Source organism: Okeania sp. SIO2C9, from assembly GCF_010672455.1.
Taxonomy (GTDB): Bacteria; Cyanobacteriota; Cyanobacteriia; order Cyanobacteriales; family Microcoleaceae; genus Okeania.
The window spans coordinates 465307-484518 of the sequence record NZ_JAAHGO010000003.1 but is presented as its reverse complement, the minus strand read 5'-3'; the positions used below and the strand labels follow the sequence as shown (position 1 = coordinate 484518).

16 protein-coding genes and 1 pseudogene are annotated in these 19212 nt (G+C 36.4%); 11 read left to right on the top strand and 6 right to left on the bottom strand.

All coding sequences use genetic code 11. The features are described 5' to 3' along the window. Positions 1-49 precede the first annotated feature (49 nt). Positions 50-1030 (top strand): transposase, encoded by a 981-nt coding sequence (locus F6K23_RS04270; RefSeq protein WP_293151008.1) that lies wholly within the window; start codon positions 50-52, stop codon positions 1028-1030. A 499-nt stretch (positions 1031-1529) separates the two neighbouring features. Here the strand turns inward: F6K23_RS04270 and F6K23_RS04265 are convergent, their stop codons facing one another. Further along, positions 1530-3479 (bottom strand): lipoxygenase family protein, encoded by a 1950-nt coding sequence (locus F6K23_RS04265; RefSeq protein WP_293151005.1) that lies wholly within the window; start codon positions 3477-3479, stop codon positions 1530-1532. Positions 3480-3702: 223 nt separating this feature from the next. Further along, complete coding sequence (locus F6K23_RS04260) at positions 3703-4575, bottom strand: S-methyl-5'-thioadenosine phosphorylase (protein WP_293151002.1); 873 nt, start codon at positions 4573-4575, stop codon at positions 3703-3705. Between the two features lie 561 nt (positions 4576-5136). On the opposite strand from F6K23_RS04260, the gene F6K23_RS04255 reads away from it, so the two are divergent. Beyond that, on the top strand, positions 5137-5343 hold the full coding sequence (locus tag F6K23_RS04255) for a hypothetical protein (RefSeq protein ID WP_293150999.1): 207 nt from the start codon (positions 5137-5139) through the stop codon (positions 5341-5343). 523 nt (positions 5344-5866) lie between these two features. Here F6K23_RS04255 and F6K23_RS04250 read toward each other — a convergent pair. Then, positions 5867-6700: a Tab2/Atab2 family RNA-binding protein gene (locus F6K23_RS04250; protein ID WP_293150996.1), complete on the bottom strand. Its 834-nt coding sequence runs from the start codon at positions 6698-6700 to the stop codon at positions 5867-5869. Positions 6701-6800: 100 nt separating this feature from the next. Between F6K23_RS04250 and F6K23_RS04245 the strand changes: the two genes are divergently transcribed. From F6K23_RS04245 to F6K23_RS04220, 6 genes are all read left to right on the top strand, one after another. Continuing rightward, positions 6801-8066, top strand: coding sequence for a valine--pyruvate transaminase (locus tag F6K23_RS04245; RefSeq protein ID WP_293150993.1), 1266 nt, complete (start codon positions 6801-6803; stop codon positions 8064-8066). A gap of 435 nt (positions 8067-8501) precedes the next feature. Next, positions 8502-8981, top strand: coding sequence for an NC domain-containing protein (locus F6K23_RS04240; protein ID WP_293150990.1), 480 nt, complete (start codon positions 8502-8504; stop codon positions 8979-8981). Positions 8982-9172: 191 nt separating this feature from the next. Next, complete coding sequence (locus tag F6K23_RS04235; protein WP_293150987.1) at positions 9173-9466, top strand: hypothetical protein; 294 nt, start codon at positions 9173-9175, stop codon at positions 9464-9466. A gap of 49 nt (positions 9467-9515) precedes the next feature. Then, positions 9516-9875, top strand: a complete 360-nt coding sequence (locus F6K23_RS04230; protein ID WP_293150984.1) for a class I SAM-dependent methyltransferase — start codon at positions 9516-9518, stop codon at positions 9873-9875. Positions 9876-10247: 372 nt separating this feature from the next. After that, positions 10248-10871 (top strand): hypothetical protein, encoded by a 624-nt coding sequence (locus F6K23_RS04225; RefSeq protein WP_293150981.1) that lies wholly within the window; start codon positions 10248-10250, stop codon positions 10869-10871. A gap of 264 nt (positions 10872-11135) precedes the next feature. Then, positions 11136-12377, top strand: coding sequence for a glycoside hydrolase (locus tag F6K23_RS04220; RefSeq protein ID WP_293150978.1), 1242 nt, complete (start codon positions 11136-11138; stop codon positions 12375-12377). A gap of 527 nt (positions 12378-12904) precedes the next feature. On the opposite strand, the gene F6K23_RS04215 is transcribed toward F6K23_RS04220, so the two are convergent. Next, a complete protein-coding gene (locus tag F6K23_RS04215; RefSeq protein WP_293150975.1) occupies positions 12905-13090 on the bottom strand; it encodes a PEP-CTERM sorting domain-containing protein in 186 nt (61 codons plus the stop codon). Between the two features lie 566 nt (positions 13091-13656). Between F6K23_RS04215 and F6K23_RS04210 the strand changes: the two are divergent. Next, positions 13657-14746: pseudogene (locus F6K23_RS04210) on the top strand (RNA-guided endonuclease InsQ/TnpB family protein); the annotation flags it as partial. Between the two features lie 66 nt (positions 14747-14812). Here F6K23_RS04210 and F6K23_RS04205 read toward each other — a convergent pair. Next, positions 14813-14971, bottom strand: coding sequence for a hypothetical protein (locus F6K23_RS04205; RefSeq protein WP_293150972.1), 159 nt, complete (start codon positions 14969-14971; stop codon positions 14813-14815). Positions 14972-15002: 31 nt separating this feature from the next. Next, positions 15003-15623 (bottom strand): SGNH/GDSL hydrolase family protein, encoded by a 621-nt coding sequence (locus tag F6K23_RS04200; protein WP_293150969.1) that lies wholly within the window; start codon positions 15621-15623, stop codon positions 15003-15005. Positions 15624-16267: 644 nt separating this feature from the next. Here F6K23_RS04200 and F6K23_RS04195 point away from each other — a divergent pair. Both F6K23_RS04195 and rnc read left to right on the top strand, forming a co-directional pair. Beyond that, the gene (locus F6K23_RS04195) at positions 16268-17632 is read left to right on the top strand and encodes a CHAT domain-containing protein (RefSeq protein WP_293150966.1); all 1365 of its coding nucleotides are present in this window, start codon (positions 16268-16270) and stop codon (positions 17630-17632) included. Between the two features lie 243 nt (positions 17633-17875). Beyond that, positions 17876-18613, top strand: coding sequence for a ribonuclease III (gene rnc, locus F6K23_RS04190; protein WP_293150963.1), 738 nt, complete (start codon positions 17876-17878; stop codon positions 18611-18613). Positions 18614-19212: the final 599 nt, after the last annotated feature.

The window sequence follows — 19212 nt, the reverse complement described above, 5'->3', positions numbered from 1 at the left end:
ATCAGAAAGAAATTCCCAGAGGCATTTACTGCCGAGGGAATAGTGAGCTGTGCCGTACAGCCAGTATTGGTTAATCCAATATCAAGATAAAAGCTGTTACAATTTTCTACAGTTTTTTTCGTACGGTTACTTCCCTTTAATAATACCTAGAGTCAGGGTAAAAGATGGATATTTCAATATTCCAATGTCTAGGAAATTTAAGGCTGAAAATGGTGCAATAAAAATACCTTTTCCTGAAAGATTAGCAGATAAGAATCTCAAGGAAGTTAGGATAATCCCTAGATTTGATGCTAGTTTTTTTGAAGTAGAATTTATTATAGAGGAGGAGCCACGGCCAACAGTAAAAACAGATAATGTAGTAGCAATAGACCTTGGTTTAGACAACCTAGCCACTTGTTTATCAAATACTGGGTCATCGTTTATCCTAGACGGTAGAAAAATTAAATCAATCAACCAGTGGTACAACAAAGAAAATTCTAGACTGCAATCAATAAAAGATAAACAGGGCATTAAAGGTTTAACTAAAAAACAAATTAGCATTACGGTAAATCGGAATAATAAAGTCAGAGATTACTTGAATAAAGCTGCTAGGTATTTAATCAACTGGTGTATTGAAAATAGAATATCTACTCTAGTTTTAGGTGTAAATCCTGCCATGAAGCAAAATATCAATTTAGGCAAAAAAACTAACCAAAAGTTTGTACAAATACCACACCATAATTTTAGATTTAAACTAAAAGCTATGTGTGATAGGTATGGTTTGACCTACACTGAACAGGAAGAATCCTATACTTCTAAAGCTAGCTTTTTAGATGGTGATTTAATACCTGTGTATAATGCTGATAATCCCACGGAATATAGTTTTAGTGGTAAACGAATAAAGCGTGGTTTGTACAAGACTAGGAAAGGAAAATTGATAAATGCTGATGCTAACGGTGCTGCCAACATTGGAGTCAAAAGTAACCTTATGGGGGTTTATCCCGGACAGATTAGAGGCATCTTTGGCTATGCCATTAAGGGTAAAATTTGACGTGACTTTCCTACGGAATGCTCCGCAAACAGTCCGGCAAATTTGTTCCCCTTAAGAATCCACGCGACTTTCAGTCCGTGGAGTGTCAACTCTCTTTAGAATAACCACAATCAGAAATTTAGGCAGTAGGGAGCAGGGATAATTAGTGAGAAAAAACCTTCTCCCTTTGAACCTTTAAACGTAGAATTTTTACTATTCCCTAATATCATGTCCGAAGGCAATCGTTTGTGTAAAAGTTGGCGTGGATATTTGCAGGAAATTTAAGTTTTTTTCTTGCCTGTTGCCTGTTGCCCGTTGCCTGTTGCCTATTTACTATACAAGACCGATGCTACCGGACATGATATAATTCCCTGTTAAAAGCTTCCTACTGACCAATGTTAAAATTTTGCACAGGTACTTATAATCTTTAGATATCTCCAAAAATAAAACATAAAATCAATTATTCCACTCTTATTCATCAATTATTTCTCCCTACTCCCTCTTTTGGAGGAGATGTCTTTTAGATATTAATACTCTGGGGAATTTGAGAAGGCAGCAAATACCTATACTGTGGGCGATTCAAATTACGCTGCTCAATAGTCGCTTCAACTTGATTCAGATTTTTCTGAAACTTCTCAAGTAGAGGTTTCACCTTGGAATCAGTAAAATGATTTTTCGGATACTCACCCAATTTCGTGTAATAGACAGACCCCAGTAAATATGTAAGATTCAGTTGTGATTGTGCCTGCTCCAGAGGAGGCAGCAAATCTAAATAATCTTGCTCGCTCACTTCACCTTTGAGAATTGAACTAGGCAAATAACCAGCTAATGGAACCGCTGGAGCATAAGACATTATATCTTTCTGGGGAAAATTAACAGCAGCGTGTTGAGCACTAGCAGTAAAAATAATTAACGTTGCAGCATTAATCAAATACTCTAGTGTCTTAATACCTCCATCTTCACCAAAATCAGGTACACGAGCACCATCAAAAGCCATAACTTCACCTGCCCAAGCTTGTAGTCGCCGATCTGCCTGAACATCTTCATCTCTAGAATAGTAAAGACTCAGATAATCTGAAACCCATTGATGAATAGCCTTCCAAAGTAACAGAGCATCATCCCGATAAGGATAAACAGGAAGTAAATTAGAATCGTCAACCCCGCGCTGTTTCAGTTGCTCCGGTAACATAGCTTGATTAAAACCGTAACTTTGCAACCCTAATACTGCTAAAACACGAGCATTATCAATAGTAGATGAGAGTAAACCATCAACTCCACCCTTAGGAGCAATTAAAATTCCCTGAGCACCATCGTTAATTAGTAAAGTACCTTCAAAGTGAGGACGCAATAGCAGATTTAAGCAATGATTTTGGGGGAGTTGGCGATGGGTAGGTGGAATAAATGATCCCACAAATAAATGAGTTCTCGCTAAATGACTTACTGCTTCGTGAAAGTTAGCATCTACTATCTCTACAACTGTTTTGGCAAATAACCAAGCATACTTAGAGGAGTTGGGAGTAAAGATGGGGTTATCTGCTCCTGGGGTTTGACCACATTGAATAGCTACAGGACGTAATTTACGGTTTGGGTCTGAACCTTTTGGCACTGCGAATAAAGCCAGAGGAGCATAAATATACTTTTGGTATTTATTAGGATAAGTACCATTAAGAGCTCCTTCCAAAATTTTATAGTCTGCTAGATAGAGTCGCCCTTCTTTTCCTGCTGCTGCTAATGAATCATCTTTACCCATAACTTCCTGATATTGAGTCTCCGTCACCGGAAAACGTTCGTCAAGACTTGGTACCTGCTGGATCATTAGGGGGTTATAACCTGCTACTCGCATATAAGCGAACATTTCATCTTCTGCAAAAGTATAAGCGATGCTTGGTATACCTCCTGTTTCTGGAAATAGCTCTTTATAGGAGAAGAGCTTTTGATAATCTTCAAGACTCGTTGCATGACCTTCTGGACTTCCTTCCTTTAATACTTTTAGAGCTTGTTGTGAAATATCTTTAAGTATTGACAGACCATTTTCCCTGAGGATGGAAACAAATAGCTCATCTATTTCACGAAAATCACCAGGTATTCCTTGATTTAAAAGTTGTTGAGTTAATAATAATTGTTGATTCAACAATAATTGGAAAAAAAATGGTATGATTTTATTATCTTCTCCAATTTTTATTGATTTTATCTCCTTATAGATTACTTCTAAGATATATTTAATTACATCGTCTCTTACCCCTTTATTTCCTTGGTTTCCTCGGTTTGTAATTACGATATTCACAAATAGAAGACGTATACTCTTTACCAATAATAAAAGCCATTCTTTAGAAGGTTTTTCTCGTTTTGGTAATTCATTCACCATTGCCACAGGAGGAATGTGGTCATAGTTATATTGATATTCTTGTTTGGCTACTTCTAAAGTATAATTTACTGATGAACTTGTAGTATCCATCGGACAGTTAGTCATATTTAATAAATACCTTTTGGTAGAAATTAGGTATAGTTTATCAAAAAATAAAGTCAGGAGTTAAGAGTAAATAGGAAATAAAAGTTCTATTTGCTATATATATTAGTATTTGAGGCTGACTATGACAGAAAAACCACTCTGACAATTTTGACTCTTATCTCTTCTATAATTCCCATTTTTCCTGACTCCTGACTCCTGAGGACTGACTCCTGACTCCTCTCTATTAAGTATATTTTTGCAATAATAATCCCAACTTTTCTTTAGTTGTAGCAGGTACTTTATCCAAAGGAGTCAAAATAGCATTTTTCAAGGCAGAATGAGAGTCAGAAACAAACTGATTTTCGCTCAATCTCCGCACCGTTTCCTGAATAACTTTTTGGGCATTCACCGCATTCTTGCGTAAATTATTAATCACCATGTCCACAGTCACGCTCTCATGTTCTTCATGCCAACAATCATAATCTGTAGATAGCGCTAAAGTTGCATAAGCTATTTCCGCTTCCCTTGCCAACTTCGCTTCTGGTAAATTTGTCATTCCAATAACTGTTGCGTCCCAACTACGATATAAATTTGATTCTGCTTTGGTAGAAAAAGCAGGTCCTTCCATGCATAAATAAGTGCCACTGCGATGCACATTTATATCCGATAAATTCAAACTTTCCGCAGCATCCGCCAACATTTTCGCTAGTTGAGGACAAGTTGGGTTTTCAAATGTAATATGCGCGACAATTCCCTCACCAAAAAAAGTAGATATTCTGCCTTTGGTGCGGTCAATAAACTGGTCTACCACTACTAAGTCTAGAGGTTTTACTTCCTCTTGGAGTGACCCCACCGCAGAAGCAGAAATTAAATATTCCACACCCAGACTTTTCATACCATAAATATTGGCACGAAATGGTAATTCAGATGGCAATAATGTGTGATTGCGATCATGTCTAGAGAGAAAGGCTACTTTTGTCCCTTCCAAAGTACCAACAATAAAAGCATCAGAGGGAGACCCAAAGGGGGTATCTACCCATATCTCCTCTACATCTGTGAGTGCCTCCATTTTGTACACACCACTGCCGCCAATAATTCCTATTTTTACTTTGGTCATCCTGAGATTAGCTAATATGTTTGATTTCTCAGGTATTCTACCGGATTTGTGGTAACATTATTTGAGGTTTTATCCGTTTAAATACTTATTGAAGAAAGTGACCAAGAATGCCGTCTATGGGTACTCTCAACCCAGCAACAGCATTGACACCCCAGGTAACAGTGGGGTGGGGTATTAAATCCATTACAGAAAAGATCAATAACTAACAATAGGCCACTATAGAGAACTGGACAAAGAATCGAGTAAGTGTTTATCACTAATACATAAGCATTAGACATACTATATATCTAAGTATTTTTAATCGCCGAATGTATAAAAAAAAATTACTTTTTTCAAAATCTTCAATATTTATGCTTAATCTTAACCAAATTTTCATAAAACAAACTATACTTTGATCGTATTGTAGGAAAATAAGAATTTATCAATTTTGTCTCGTGCCCTTTCTTGATACTTCTACCTAATTCTCCTACCCAGATATTTTTTCAATTTTCTGTTCTGCAGGTAGCCAGTATTTTAGGAATATTTCTCTTTTGTCGGACAATTATCTGATTTTTTAGAAAAATGAACAAATCTCAAGCTAAAGCTAGAACAACTTCCCTAGAATTAGTTGTCAGTAATATTTTTGCCGCTCGTAAAATTTCGGCTAGCGATCGCCAGTTTTTAAGAATGGCATTATTTTCACCTCGTTCTTTAAGTATCACAGAACAAAAACAGATTAAACAGGTTTATGAAGAATTAATGGCTGGACGAATTAGTATTGTCAAATAGTGGGATTGAGTGAACTTTTGAAAATATCTCTGAATTATGAATTTTGAATATTACTTCAGAGTCTAGAGTCAATTAATGATAATTTTTTTCTAATCCTTCATTATCTATCCATAAGATATACCTGATTTATACTCAGGGTTTCAGGTATTAAGTTTTGGTACAAATCTGGGCTGTAGTAGTTATATCATATTCATCTGAATACTTATAAATTAAGTGAGCAAGGATCGGGGGGAATAGATATATTTGCCGTTGAAGTGAGAGGGTCGGTTTTTTTCAAGTGCGCTATTAAATGCACATGATATTACTTAATTTTTCCTAAAAGTTAGTTTTAATAGACTTCCCTACAGTTACAACCTATACAGATAAAAAATTGGAAAACCTTTAGTCGTATTTCCTACCTTGGTCGTGGGTTATAGAAGTCACCATTACTATATTTGAAATATCAAAAGCTTAAAACTCTGACAACACAAGATTTTTCGTTCTTACTTCTTCATTCTTCCTTGTGGTATAAATTAATTGTTTTCTACTGTAAAAGCCAAAATCCACTATAAGTCATGCCAGAATCATCTGGTTGTACTAACAGAAAATGTAACCCCTGACTATGTTGTTTTCTCTCTTCATAAACTTGAGCTGCTAGTGACACTTCCTGGTCTGAAAAAGTAGCAACTACCCACCGATCTACTAATCCTGCCTCTAAAATTAACCCATCAGGATTCCCAGAAATATACTTTAAAAAGTATGGTTGCGCTGCTTCTAACCATTTAGCTAATCTCATAGACTGACGACCTCCGTCTATAACAACCCCTGGTATAGGAAGCGTTGAAGACAATCCTAAATTTAAGGGTAAAAGAAATTTGGGTACTGCCACAATAGGAATTGGGCGCTCAATAATATCTTTAATATTACCCGCAGGTAATGCAGCAAATCTCCAGCGATCGCCCCAAAGATTTTCGACTAATGGTAAGGGTGGAGGAGAATCTAATGTCAAGGGGTCGTAAGATTCCCCAGTATATGTTTCCATTCCCTGATATTCTTGCACCCTCTCCACTAACCATTGTTTTAAAGCAGTAGTGCGTCTAGTCCCTTCCACTTTTACCCCCAATATTTGAGCTGCGGTTTCAATTAAATCCAAAGATTGAGGTCGAAATACTTGAATTGTACCTGGTATCTCCTGGCCTTGACCCACTTTTTGTAGTTGTTCTACTACCCAATGGGCATTAACTTCTGACTGGGGACAAATAGCCGTAAATTCTAGGCTACGAGTGGGAGTACAAATTAATAATTCCCATAACTGTTGGCCTTGCTTATCCTTAAGGGGACGACGATAAAAATCTGCTTGCCAAATACTATTGTTCATTTATTTTTGAAGGAATTAAGGAATAAGGAAAATTGGCTGGTTGAATTACTCTTGGCTACAATTAAAAAATTGTCAATCTATTTATATTTGATTAGATGCTATGGTTAATCCGGCCCTGAGTGAATTTGGTACAACTATGTCCCGCCTCACAGGTGTGCGGGCAATTATGGCAGATATTATTGCTACCCTACAAGCAGGCCAGGGTCAGGAGTTTCTCAACTTTAGTTCAGGGAATCCCCTGGTTTTGCCAGAAGTAGAAAAGTTGTGGGGGGATTGTACCACAAAATTATTGGCCAGTCCAGAATATGGGCAAGTTGTGGGGCGTTACGGTTCATCTCAGGGTTATCAACCGTTTATTGATGCAGTTATTAATGATTTTAACCGTCGCTATGGACTTAATTTAAGCGGTCGCAATATTTTAATTACTCCAGGTTCTCAGTCTATATATTTCTATGCTGCTAATGCTTTTGGTGGATATACGAGCAGCCAAAGTCTGAAAAAAATTGTTCTACCTCTGAGTCCAGATTATACAGGTTATGGGGGAGTGAGTTTAGTGCCAGATGCGGTGGTCGCTTATAAACCTACTCTAGAAATAGATGCTGAATCTCATCGTTTCAAATATTGTCTAGACTTTAGTCAGTTAGTCATTGATGAAAATACTGGCTGTGTCATTTTCTCACGCCCCTGTAATCCGACTGGTAATGTGATTAGTGCTGATGAGGTGAAGAAAATTGCAGATCGGGCTGCTGTTTATGATGTGCCAGTATTTGTGGATGCTGCTTATGCTCCCCCATATCCAGGATTAAATTTTGTGGAGATGGAGCCAATATTTGGGGACAATATCTGTCATTGTATGAGTTTATCGAAGGCTGGACTTCCTGGAGAAAGAATCGGCATTGCTATTGGGGATGAACGAATAATTGAGGTGTTGCAGGCTTTCCAGACTAATATGTGTATTCATTCTCCTCGTTATGGACAAGCGATCGCTACTTATGCAATTAATTCTGGGGCCTTGGCAGAAATTTCTACTGAAGTAATTCGGCCTTTTTACAAAAATAAGTTTTCAATTTTAGAATCAACTTTATCAAAAGCTTTACCAAAAAATTTGCCCTGGTTTCTCCATCGTTTTGAGGGAGCAATTTTTGCTTGGTTATGGTTGAAAGATTTACCGATGACTGACTGGGAACTGTATCAAAAGTTGAAGGAGGTGGGGGTTATTGTGGTGCCTGGCAGTCCTTTTTTCCCTGGTTTGCGGGAAGAGTGGCCTCATAAAAAGGAGTGTATTCGGATTAGTTTAACAGCTTCTGATGAGGATATTCAAGAAGGAATGGAACGTTTAGCTAAGATGATAATTTCTATTTTTTAAAGCACATAAACTAACCTTATTTAATATAGCTATTATCCAAGTTAGAGTTAACAATAATGTCAGCATTCAGTGGTCAGCTATCAGCTATTAGTTATTGTTTTTAGTTTTAGATAAAAGCTTTACTAATTGAGTCAGAGTTAAATATTACTACAAAAACTAGCTAAAACAGTCTATATTCATTAAAACCACGTCATGAGATTAAAACTGACAGCTAATAGCTGAATGCGAGCGCATTCCGCAGGAAATGCTTACACAATAATGTTGCAGTTGGAGAGATTATTTATAGTAGTTTTACTATTCCTAATAAGATTTACTTGAAAGCTTCTGCTATCCCTCTAGGTAGACCATAAACTTATTAGTTTGTTAAATGTATTAAGCAAGTTACAATAGAATAAACTTCAAAAAATACATATAAATAAAAGCAGTATAAAACATATGAATACTTCAATTTATAGTATTGCAATTGAATCCACTGCTGGAATTGCTAGACATTATTTTATTTCGTCTGATGGAACATTTGAAAATTCAATTGGATGGGGTTCTCAAGGAATTGAATATCAAGGAAAAGGGGCAGAATTAACAGTTGAACAAGAACAACGAGCTGGTGAATATTTACACAAATTTGGCAAGTACAATATTCATACTAATAATTGCGAAATGTTTGCTTGGTATGTGATTACTGGAAAAGTTTATTCTGCGCAAATTCAAGAAAAATTTCATACTAAAATTGGAGCTAAAATTGTTTCTCTTATACAACCTGTTTTGACACCTCAAGAAATAGTTAATTATCAATATGAACAAGCAATAGTTCGTAAATTTAATGAAGACCTAGAAAAAGCAAAACTTGCTCGGTTAAAATCAGAGCAAGCAATGCGTGATGATTTTTGGAAAAAAAGATATGCTAAGGAAAATTAGATTTGAGAGTAAATTAAGTTCCTTACCGAATAATTAATTATTAATTATTAATTATTAATTATTAATTATTAATTGTTGAAGGATCCTAATTGTTATTTCAGGATTGAATTTTTGAATTTGAAAGATTATCTTCCTGTAGAATCTGCTAAAAATATAAACATCCTACATATTAAAAAAAAGCCACTGTAGCAATGATAACTGTCAAAGAAGCTAGAGAACAAGCATTATCTTTTCTTAGTCAACAAGGACTTGAAAGAGAATTCATAGAAAATGCCTCAGTAAAACTTGATGATGCAGAAAAACTGATTAATATCAGCCGTCAAAAAAATCCTCAAAAAACATTAGAAATTGGCACGTTTGTCGGAGTTTCCACTACTGTATTAGGATTGTGTCTGCCAGAGTCAAAAATTGTTTGTGTGGATGCCGACCTTCTTGTAGAACTTCTAAATATTCTTTGCGTTAAACAAAATATAAATGAACAATAAACAAACTCATTTATATTTTGTTTAAAAAGTCCTTAAACACTTTGAAATTTTGACAAGATTTACCTTAAAACGAGGCTTTTTTTCTTGCGGTTTTCCCAACAAAGAAGATTTAGATAAAGTTGTAAATTATGGGATTAACCTTGAGGATAGAGAAATTATTGGTCGAGAAGTATGTGAAGAATATGGAAAATTCGATCTAGCATTTCTGGATGCAGATCATAGAACGGAAGCGGTCAAACAAGACCTAAAATTACTTTCTAGTTATATTAAACCAGAAGGAACAATTATTCTTCATGATGTTGGTTTAGATTATTGGGGACAACAAGTACGACAAGGTGTGGAATTGTTCTTAAAAGAACATCCTGAAAAAAAATTTAATATTGAAGGTGAAATTGGCTTTATCTCTTAACGTTTTGTCAGCAACGAATGATTCTTAAAACTTAAAATTGGGTCAAAAATTCCAGATACCGAGTTTATATCACTGTTTTAGTCAGAGACTCGGTTAATTTTTTATATCTTAATCTTTATAAATATCAAATTTTATAAGCTACATATTATTAATATTTATACTTAATACAAATAAAGTTTTTAGTGAATTAAACCTTCAATAAATCATTTTTATTTGTAACTCAAATAAAGTCATAATCAGAAATGGTCAATCTTAGTCATTGATACAAACCGAAAATTCCCTTGCTCAAAGTGAAGTTCTAAAGAAAATGAAAACTTTCCCGATCAAAGCAAAGTTCTAAAGAATAAGCTATAAGTAATAATATAATGAGGGGTGTCACCCCTCAAAAAGTTACAACTTTATCAAGGATGTCCAATGTTAAAGACTTTTTCGATTGATACAACGCGAAATATCAATCCTCTAACTAATAACTTCAGGGTCAACAATTTCAACAATGGATATACATTCGTAGCTAATCCTGGCTATGAAAATACTGAATCAGAATTCTTACAACTCTCAACAATGCCTAGTTGTATTCGCCTTGGCCTAGAAAATTTAAAATCCTTTGAAGTAGTAGACCATCAGTTTAAAAATTGGGGCTTAACTTTCTCTAATGCAATTGTGATCGAACCATCAAACCCTGCTTTTGCAGTTCCTCCAGGGGTCAAAGTCTTAATGGGAGCCCCAAAAAGTGGCCTAATAGAAATTCACTTTAAATCTCCAGTCAAGTTTGTCAGTGGAGTAGTCACCAGTTCTCGCCGAACAGTCTTGTCAGCCTATAATAAAAATGAAGAACTTCTGGCCAAAGACGAAATGTCCGCCTCAAACTTGCTTGACTCTAATTCAAATATTCCTCCAAATGCTCAATTAACTGTGAATGCCGAGAACATTTACAAAGTTAGTTTCTATGCTTTTGACGGTCAACTAATAATTGTAGATTTGAACTTTGGCTTCTGAAACTCCCCAAAAGTTCGATTGAGCTTCAAGATTTGATACCAATTGGAAAAAAGAATGTTACAAATAGTTTCAAAGTTTAGATGTCGAATAATTTGCTGAAATTACTGAAAAATCAAAGTTTTGAGCTATAAAATCTTACTTTTGACTTTTGACTTTTGACTTTTGACTGCCGTGAAACGGTATGATAACTTGTCCTAACTTTTCTTAATAGTGCTATAAGTAATAAATCCATGAATAGTTTAGTACCAGGAAGAGTGTCAAAAAGTGTCAAATCCCAATCCTCTGTCTATATTTGTCCCCTGGTTACATTTTCATCAACCTCCGATTTGGAATAATGGTCAACTACAGGGCAACTTAGAAAAAATGCTTGGTGGTGAAGAAAACTCTGAAGAGCATTGGAATGCTCAATGGTTTGCTCAAGCATACAAAAATCCTGCCCGTTATGCGAAACAACTAACACAAGAAGGTCATCAACCCCGGATGATGGTAGATTACTCTGGAGTATTGCTGGAAGAAATGGCCAAACTTTCTACCAATGGTATTTTTGCTCATCTTCACGTTGATAATGAACCAGTAGGAGATGTCATTAGTCTCTGGCGAGAAGTTCTCACAGAATATTCAGACACGATAGAATTTACTGGTAGTGCATATAGTCATTGCTATTTTCCGGCCACTCCCGAACGAGACCACGAGGCTCAAATTATGGAATGGCGACGAGTCTTTGCCGATTTATTTGGGACAGAGGCACTATCGCGGATAAGAGGGTTTTGGTTGCCGGAGATGGGTATGACAGGAGACCCTGCTGAAGCATTAAGATTTATACGTCTATTGAAGAAGTGTGGTTATGAATGGATTATTTTACCCAATGCAGCATTGGAACATCCTGAAGGTTGGAGTACGCCAGAGTTAGAAAATAGAGTGCATTGGTTGGTGGTAGAGTCAGGTGGTGAGTCGGAACGTATTCTCTGTGTGGTTAGGGATACGGATATGGGTATTCGACAGCAAAGTGGTCAAAATGCTGATGGTTGTATTAGTGATGTGCGATATCGTGGGCAAGAAGTGGGAATGAAACCGCCTGCTTTGGTAGTGCCGACTTCTGATGGAGAAAATGGTAATGTGATGATGTTTGAATATTTTAAGAATTCTTTTACTCCTCTGTTTCGGGAGAGCGATCGCTGGTCTGATGTAGGTTTTCTGACTGTAAGTCAATATATTGATACATATTTATCAGAGGGTTCAGCGACAGAGGTAAGACTTAAGTCAACAGGGGGTTCGTGGATAGGGGGGCACCAGCAATGGCAAGAAGGAGACTTAAGACAACAGGTGTTGGCAGCAGTTGAAAAGTTGAGTCAAGATTATGCCAAGGTTATAGATTCTGGCAAGGGTTCTGCTGAAAAAACTAGAGCGTTATTGTTGTGTGAAACCAGTTGTTTTGTTTATTGGGGTTCTGATTTTTGGGCGGAACAGGCAAAGTTATGTATTGAGTGGGCAACAGAGATGTTATAGAACCTGTTTGAGATATATTTAGGGTTTGCGCTTCACTAGTCTTATGGGTGAGGGTAGGAGTCAGAAGTCAGAAGTCAGGATAAATGGGAATCATACAGGAGACCAGGAGAAGATGTTTCATACAAGTATTGTGAAACATCCCTACAGTCTTTTTCATAAATCTTCAAAGATTGTGATTATATAGAACCCATTTGAGCTCTATATAATTATAGTAGCCAAGTCTTTTCGCGCATCAATGAGTGAGGAAAAATCTGAAAAGGAGTGTTGAATTTTTTGTATTATTTCTCCCCACATCTTCCCTCTTCCCTCTTCCCTCTTCCCTCCTGTCTCCTAGCTAGAAAAATTTAATATTTATGAAGATACGCTTAGGGGTTCTATAGCAGTCAAAGCAAAGGGCGCTAACATTTCTAAATTATCAAACTCAGTCAAAGAGTATTTTTGACTTTTGACTTTTGACTGTCAGATGTGCGTCTTACATTCTGAGGAGACCTCAGAATTACGCACTCGCTTTTGCCTTGCGCGTAGCACTATACTTTATGTTTCTGCTTTTGTATATCTTTCTGTTTGAAAGCTGACATCCCCAGGAAACTTAAACCTAATCCCAACAAACTCAATGTAGAAGTAGGTTCAGGAACAGCTTGATTATATTCAGGAACAGGTTGATTATATTCAGAATTCAGAGCAGATATAGCTTCATTTGCGGGGTTGGACATTATGGAATGATATTGCCAAAAATTAGTTTAGACTTTGACTAAAAAAACCTAATACTAATGATTCTAGCAATTGATTAATCCACAATCCCATTCAATCAAAAATCTCAAATCATTCATCACCGTGCAACGCCTCATATCAAATCCGGTAGCATCGGTGTTATTCAGTCTTTAAAGATAAGAGTCTATACTGTAGGGGCGAATGGCCATTCGCCCTTACCGATTGTATGACTATCAACAGAATTATATTACTCCGAAGCCAACGGATTTGATATCATTTGCTATTAACTGATGAAATACTTTTGTAGGATGAAGGAAATCCCAGAATAAGTATCTATCTGGATCTGCAAGATTAACACCACACGTAAAGGCGTTGTCGCAATCAGGATCAGAATCAAAAACTGTATTTAACCAACCGTCTGTTACATTAGTAACACCTAACTGACTGGGATTATCAAGTATTTCATTCAAAATAGAGCATTGACTTAATCAAAGAATAACGATATAATACGTAAAAAAGCATACTTTTTAGATGAGCTGCGCTCACGCATATATGAAATCCATGATTAACAAAGCTCAAACTTAATAACAAGCAAAAAACGCTCTTTGCTCAACACGCGGGCTACTCTCGATGGTGCTATAACTGGGGCTTAAGTTTGTGGAATGCTGCTTACAAGGATGGTTTCAAGCCAAACACTCGTAAGCTTAGAGAAGTGTTTACCAATCATACAAAACCTCTTTATCCCTGGATGAAAAACTTGTCGTCTAAAGTTTATCAATATGCTTTTCCTACGGAATGCTGCGCAAACATCAATTTGGGTCAGGCATTTAAGAGGTTCTTTCAAGGGTTGGGTAAACGCCCAAAATTTAAGAAAAAAGGCAGATCAGATTCTTTCACAATTGAAAACCAGTGGAAAACCAATAGAATTAAATGGATGGAATCATAAACTACCTTTTATTGGTATAGTCAAAACTTATGAACCTATTGAGGCCACAGTTCAAAAAATAACTATTGGCAGACAAGCCGGTGATTGGTATTTGAGCTGTAGCTATGAATTTCATGGCACAACTACACCCAAAAAAACTGATGTAGTAGGTGTAGACTTAGGTGTGAAAACCTTAGCTACACTAAGTGATGGAAAAGTATTTGAAAGTGTCAGAGCGTATCAGAAATTTGAAGCCAAGTTGTCTAGGCTGCAATACCGAAATCGTCATAAACAGGTGGGCTCTGCTAATTGGAGAAAAGCACAACTTAAGATAGCTAGGTTGCATAGAAAAGTAGCAAACATCCGTCAAGACGCACTTCATAAACTGACAACATACTTAGCCAAAAACCACGGCAGTATTGTCATAGAAGATTTAAACGTCAGGGGAATGTTAGCTAACCATAAGCTAGCTAAATCAATAGCTGACCAAGGATTTTATGAATTTCGCAGACAGCTTAAATACAAGTGCCAATGGTACGGAAGTGAATTAGTAGTAGTAGATAGATTCTTTGCATCATCAAAGACTTGTTCTAATTGTGGTCATGTTCAAGACATGCCCTTGCATCTGAGAACTTATGACTGCCCCGACTGTGGCTTGTCAATAGATAGAGATTTAAACGCAAGTATAAATTTAAGAAATGCGGTCGGCTCGACCGTGAATGCCTGTGCATGAATGCCTGTGGATGAGTAACCGCCGACGGCCTCACAAGAAGCAGGAAGTAAACATCGGGTTGTTACGCTATGTAACGGTTTGTATCAGTTTTATGGAGCAGTCAACATCTAATAATGTGATGGTAACTTCAGACAACTCTTCCTCTAACTCAGCGATCTTTAACTCTAATTTTTCGTTATGCTCATCTATTAATTGATTCAATATATCAGATACATCTGGGGACATAGCAGCAGGAGAGAAACCGAATAATGACAAGTTATATAGAATCCGGGTAATTAGTTATCGTATTACTGAGGAGTAACGAGTAAGGAGTAACGAGTAAGGAGTAACGAGTAATATCAAATCCAGTTGAATACTTAATTGTATTGTTGGGGGAGATGGGGAGATGGGGAGATGGGGAGATTGAATAATGAACATATACTATATAACCGGATTCTATATTAGGGATGAGGAAGTCCTCAGCACCTTTATCATGTAAAGTTTTAATAGCACTACTAATATTCTCAACAACATTATCGGGTTCTGCATCTTTCCCATTAAAAACTGTATCCATAATATAATCATTTCCACCCATCCAGAGAGTATAAAGTGCATTAGAGTTAGCTGACTGATCTGCACCTGAAAGATACCCGAGAAAAGAGTCAACTTGCTCTAAGACCTCTTCAGTATCATTTCCACCTCTAGCAAAGTTAGCTCCATCTGAAGACACACCACCACGAGCAGGACGATAAAAAGTTACAGGATCTAAATCTAAACACGATGCTAGAATATCTGTAAAAACATATCCGTTAGAAGCTCTACGCTCAAAAAAACGACCGGCGTTTCTAGTTCCGTTTGTATTTCCTGGATATGAAAGGCTATCCCCAAAAACAAACATTTGGGAAAAGTCTAAATTGCAATTTGCAGCATACAGCGGTTTTCATTTGGGTAGACCACAGTAGGGACGTTCCATGGAACGTCCCTACAAAGTTTTGCTTGTGAAGATGTGGTTCATCAAGAGCGAAAAGCGCTGTAAACTGGTGCAGTGCCTATTTTAGCACTGTGAGCCCCAGAGGCTGCCATTGCTGCAACACTAATAAACACCCACAAATTTAATCATTAATTTACCTGTTTTTTAGGGTTGCTGAATAAATGTATTATTTTATAGGAGTCAGGACGACTGAGTCAGTAAGTAAAAAGGAGTTTTTTGGTGACTTTAGAAGAAGAAATAGGTATAATTTGCGCTATTATTTTGGCTGAAAATTGACTTAAAGTTGAATTTCATACCTTACTTCAGCAACGTCAATTTTTTTATTCCATATTCATATTTTGACTATCTATTATGGAAATTTACAAAATAACTTACACATTTACTCAAAAGCGAAATTTTAATTTTATTTTGACAAAACAGAAAATTTATAGTATGATAAAACTTTAATAATATTTCCTAACTTCTCAGATATTTTTTGCACAACTCAAGTAGGATTGCTAGGGATAGAAAAATATATTTGAATCAGTAATACTAACCTGTGGAGTAAAATTATGTATCATCAGAAATGGAAAAAAAGAACTATTTTTTGTTTATTATTTATTTTAATTTTTTTTAGTACCATTATCTTAAATATTCTGCTGGTAAAACAATCAGCGATCGCGGTAAAAGACGAGGACTGGGATAGATTTTTAGAGCAGAAAAACTTTACTGAAGCAGTAAATCAAGTTGAACAACATTGGGAAAGAGACTATGAAAATTATTTTGATGAAAATCTAGCTGATTTTTCAGTAACGGCTGAAGGTATCGCTGAAACTCTTTCAAATATATCTCAACAAACTGGTACAAAACCTGCTGTTATTTGGATTTGGTCACGAGCAGAGCAAATGCAGCTAATATTAATAACCCCAGGCAAAAAACCAGAAATTTATAGTGTTACTGATGCAGATAAACCACAGTTAATTAACACAGTTAAAAGGCTAAATGTAGAAATTACAAATCCTAGAAGACGCAATACCACATCATATTTAGAGTCAGCACAAAAATTATATGAATGGATGGTAAAGCCATTAGAACCAACTTTAGAACAGGAAAAAATAGATACTATTATGTTCTGTTTGGGTATGGGTTTACGAACTTTACCCTTGGCAGTATTACATGATGGAGAAAATTTTTTGATAGAAAAGTATGCTCTTACTAGAATTCCCGCATTTAATCTGATAGATACTAACTATAATAAAATTAAAAATGCTGAAATATTAGCAATGGGAGCATCAGAATTTAAAGAACTAGAACCTTTACCAGCAGTACCAGTAGAAATTAACAAAATTACGCGATTTACATGGCAAGGTAATGCTTTGATGAATCAAGATTTCACAGTTAACAATTTACAAGAACAACGACAGAAAAAATCTTATGAAATAGTTCATTTGGCTACCCATGCAGAGTTTCGACCAGGAAAACCAGAGCGGTCTTATATACAGTTTTGGAATGATGAACAAATCGGATTAGATGAAATAGAAAAGTTGAAATTGAATGAACCCCCAGTAGAATTATTAGTTTTAAGTGCTTGTCGCACTGCTTTGGGAGATAGACAAGCAGAATTGGGTTTTGCGGGGTTAACGGTAAAGTCAGGAGTTAGATCAGCATTAGCAAGTTTGTGGAATGTCAGCGATATCGGAACATTGGCATTAATGACAGAATTTTATCAACACTTGCAAAAAACACTACTGAGAGCAGAAGCACTCCGACAAGCTCAAATTGCAATGATACGTGGGGAAGTAGGTATAAATATGGGTGAGTTAAGTGGAACTAGGGGAGAATTACAACTACCACCAGAATTGTCAGAGTTTGGTAATAAAATTTTTTCCCACCCTTATTATTGGTCAGCGTTTACATTAATTGGTAATCCTTGGTAAGTTTTCTGGGCGTTGATAATTTAGACCCTAGATCGATATATCTTCTCGACCTTTCTATATGTAATAATATATAGATGATGTAACTCTAAAAATAAACAAATATTCCATTGCACTAAAATTAGCAAAGCAGGAAGCAGGAAGTAGGGAATAGGGAAAGTCCAAAAATTGGATAATTTGTTTTTTGCTATTCCTTAACCCTAAAAGTAAACAAATAAATTGGGAGATACCAAAAGCATCCAAACAATGACTCAAATATATCATCCTCGCCAAAAGCAACTTCAATCTCTAATAGAAAAGTTATCTATACCTCAACAAGCAGCAATAAAATGGAATTTACTAGATTTGGCTTTAACCCATTCTACAGTTTCCTCAACACATAACTATGAACAGTTAGAATTTGTAGGTGATGCAGTAGTTCGACTGGTTGCGGCAGAGTTACTATTTGAAAAGTATTCAAATTATCCAGTAGGAGAATTTGCCGCTATTCGTTCTATTTTGGTGAGCGATCGTTCTCTAGCACAAATTGCAAATAAATATGGGTGGAGTCGTTATTTACTGGTATCTAAAAGTGCAGCAGGAGATCGAGCTGGGGAAGAGTCACGAATAGCAGATTCTTTTGAAGCTGTTTTAGCTGCTCTTTATTTAAGCACTAATAGCTTAGAATTAATTCGCCCCTGGTTAGACTCTCACTTTGAAATCTTGATCGCAGAAATTCGCAGTGACCCAGCTAGGCAAAATTATAAAGCAGCTCTCCAAGAATGGACTCAAGGTCATTACAAAACACTGCCAAATTATCAAGTGGAGGAAACAAATAAGATTCATGGCGATCGCGGACGTTTCTTTGCAGAAGTTTGGTTTAAAGGTAAGAAACTTGGCATGGGTAAGGGACCATCAATTAAAGCCGCGGAACAAGCTGCAGCTAAATCTGCTTTGAATAAATTGAAAGCTCAAAGTTTTGAACAGTTAGACGATCTACTTTAGTACCTGACAGATAACGTTATATTATGTCCGGTTGAATACTTCGGAGGAGTAAGGTGTCAGGAGGAAATAAAGAAGGAAGTTTTGGTGTTGGTTAATTAGTGTATGATATTAATCATAATTACTTAGGAGTCAGGATTCAGGAGGGAATAAAGAAGGAAGTTTTTGATCACACTATTAAGAGAACATTATACTATGTCCTATTCTCTATACTTGTAACACTTTGTACCTCATCAACTCCAAAACTGCTGTAATATCAAATTGATAAATATTTGCTACAAATAGCTAGGATATTTCTTAGGAGTCAACCCACCCCTAACCCCTCCCAGGGTGCAGGAAGACCGAGTCAGGAGTTATATCATGTCCGGTTGAATAGTTATAAATAAAAATGGAGGAGTAATGAGTTATGAGTAATGAGTTATGAGTAATGAGTTATGAGGAGGGAATTTTAAGCTATAAATGAAGAGAAAGTTTTTTGATCACGCTCTTATCCGGACATGATATTAGAATGAATAGCTTCAATAGCATTTTCAGGTCAGAAATCATTCTTTTCTCTTGGTGCGCTACCAGGTGCGACTGGTTTCGTCGCGGGGTCGCACCGC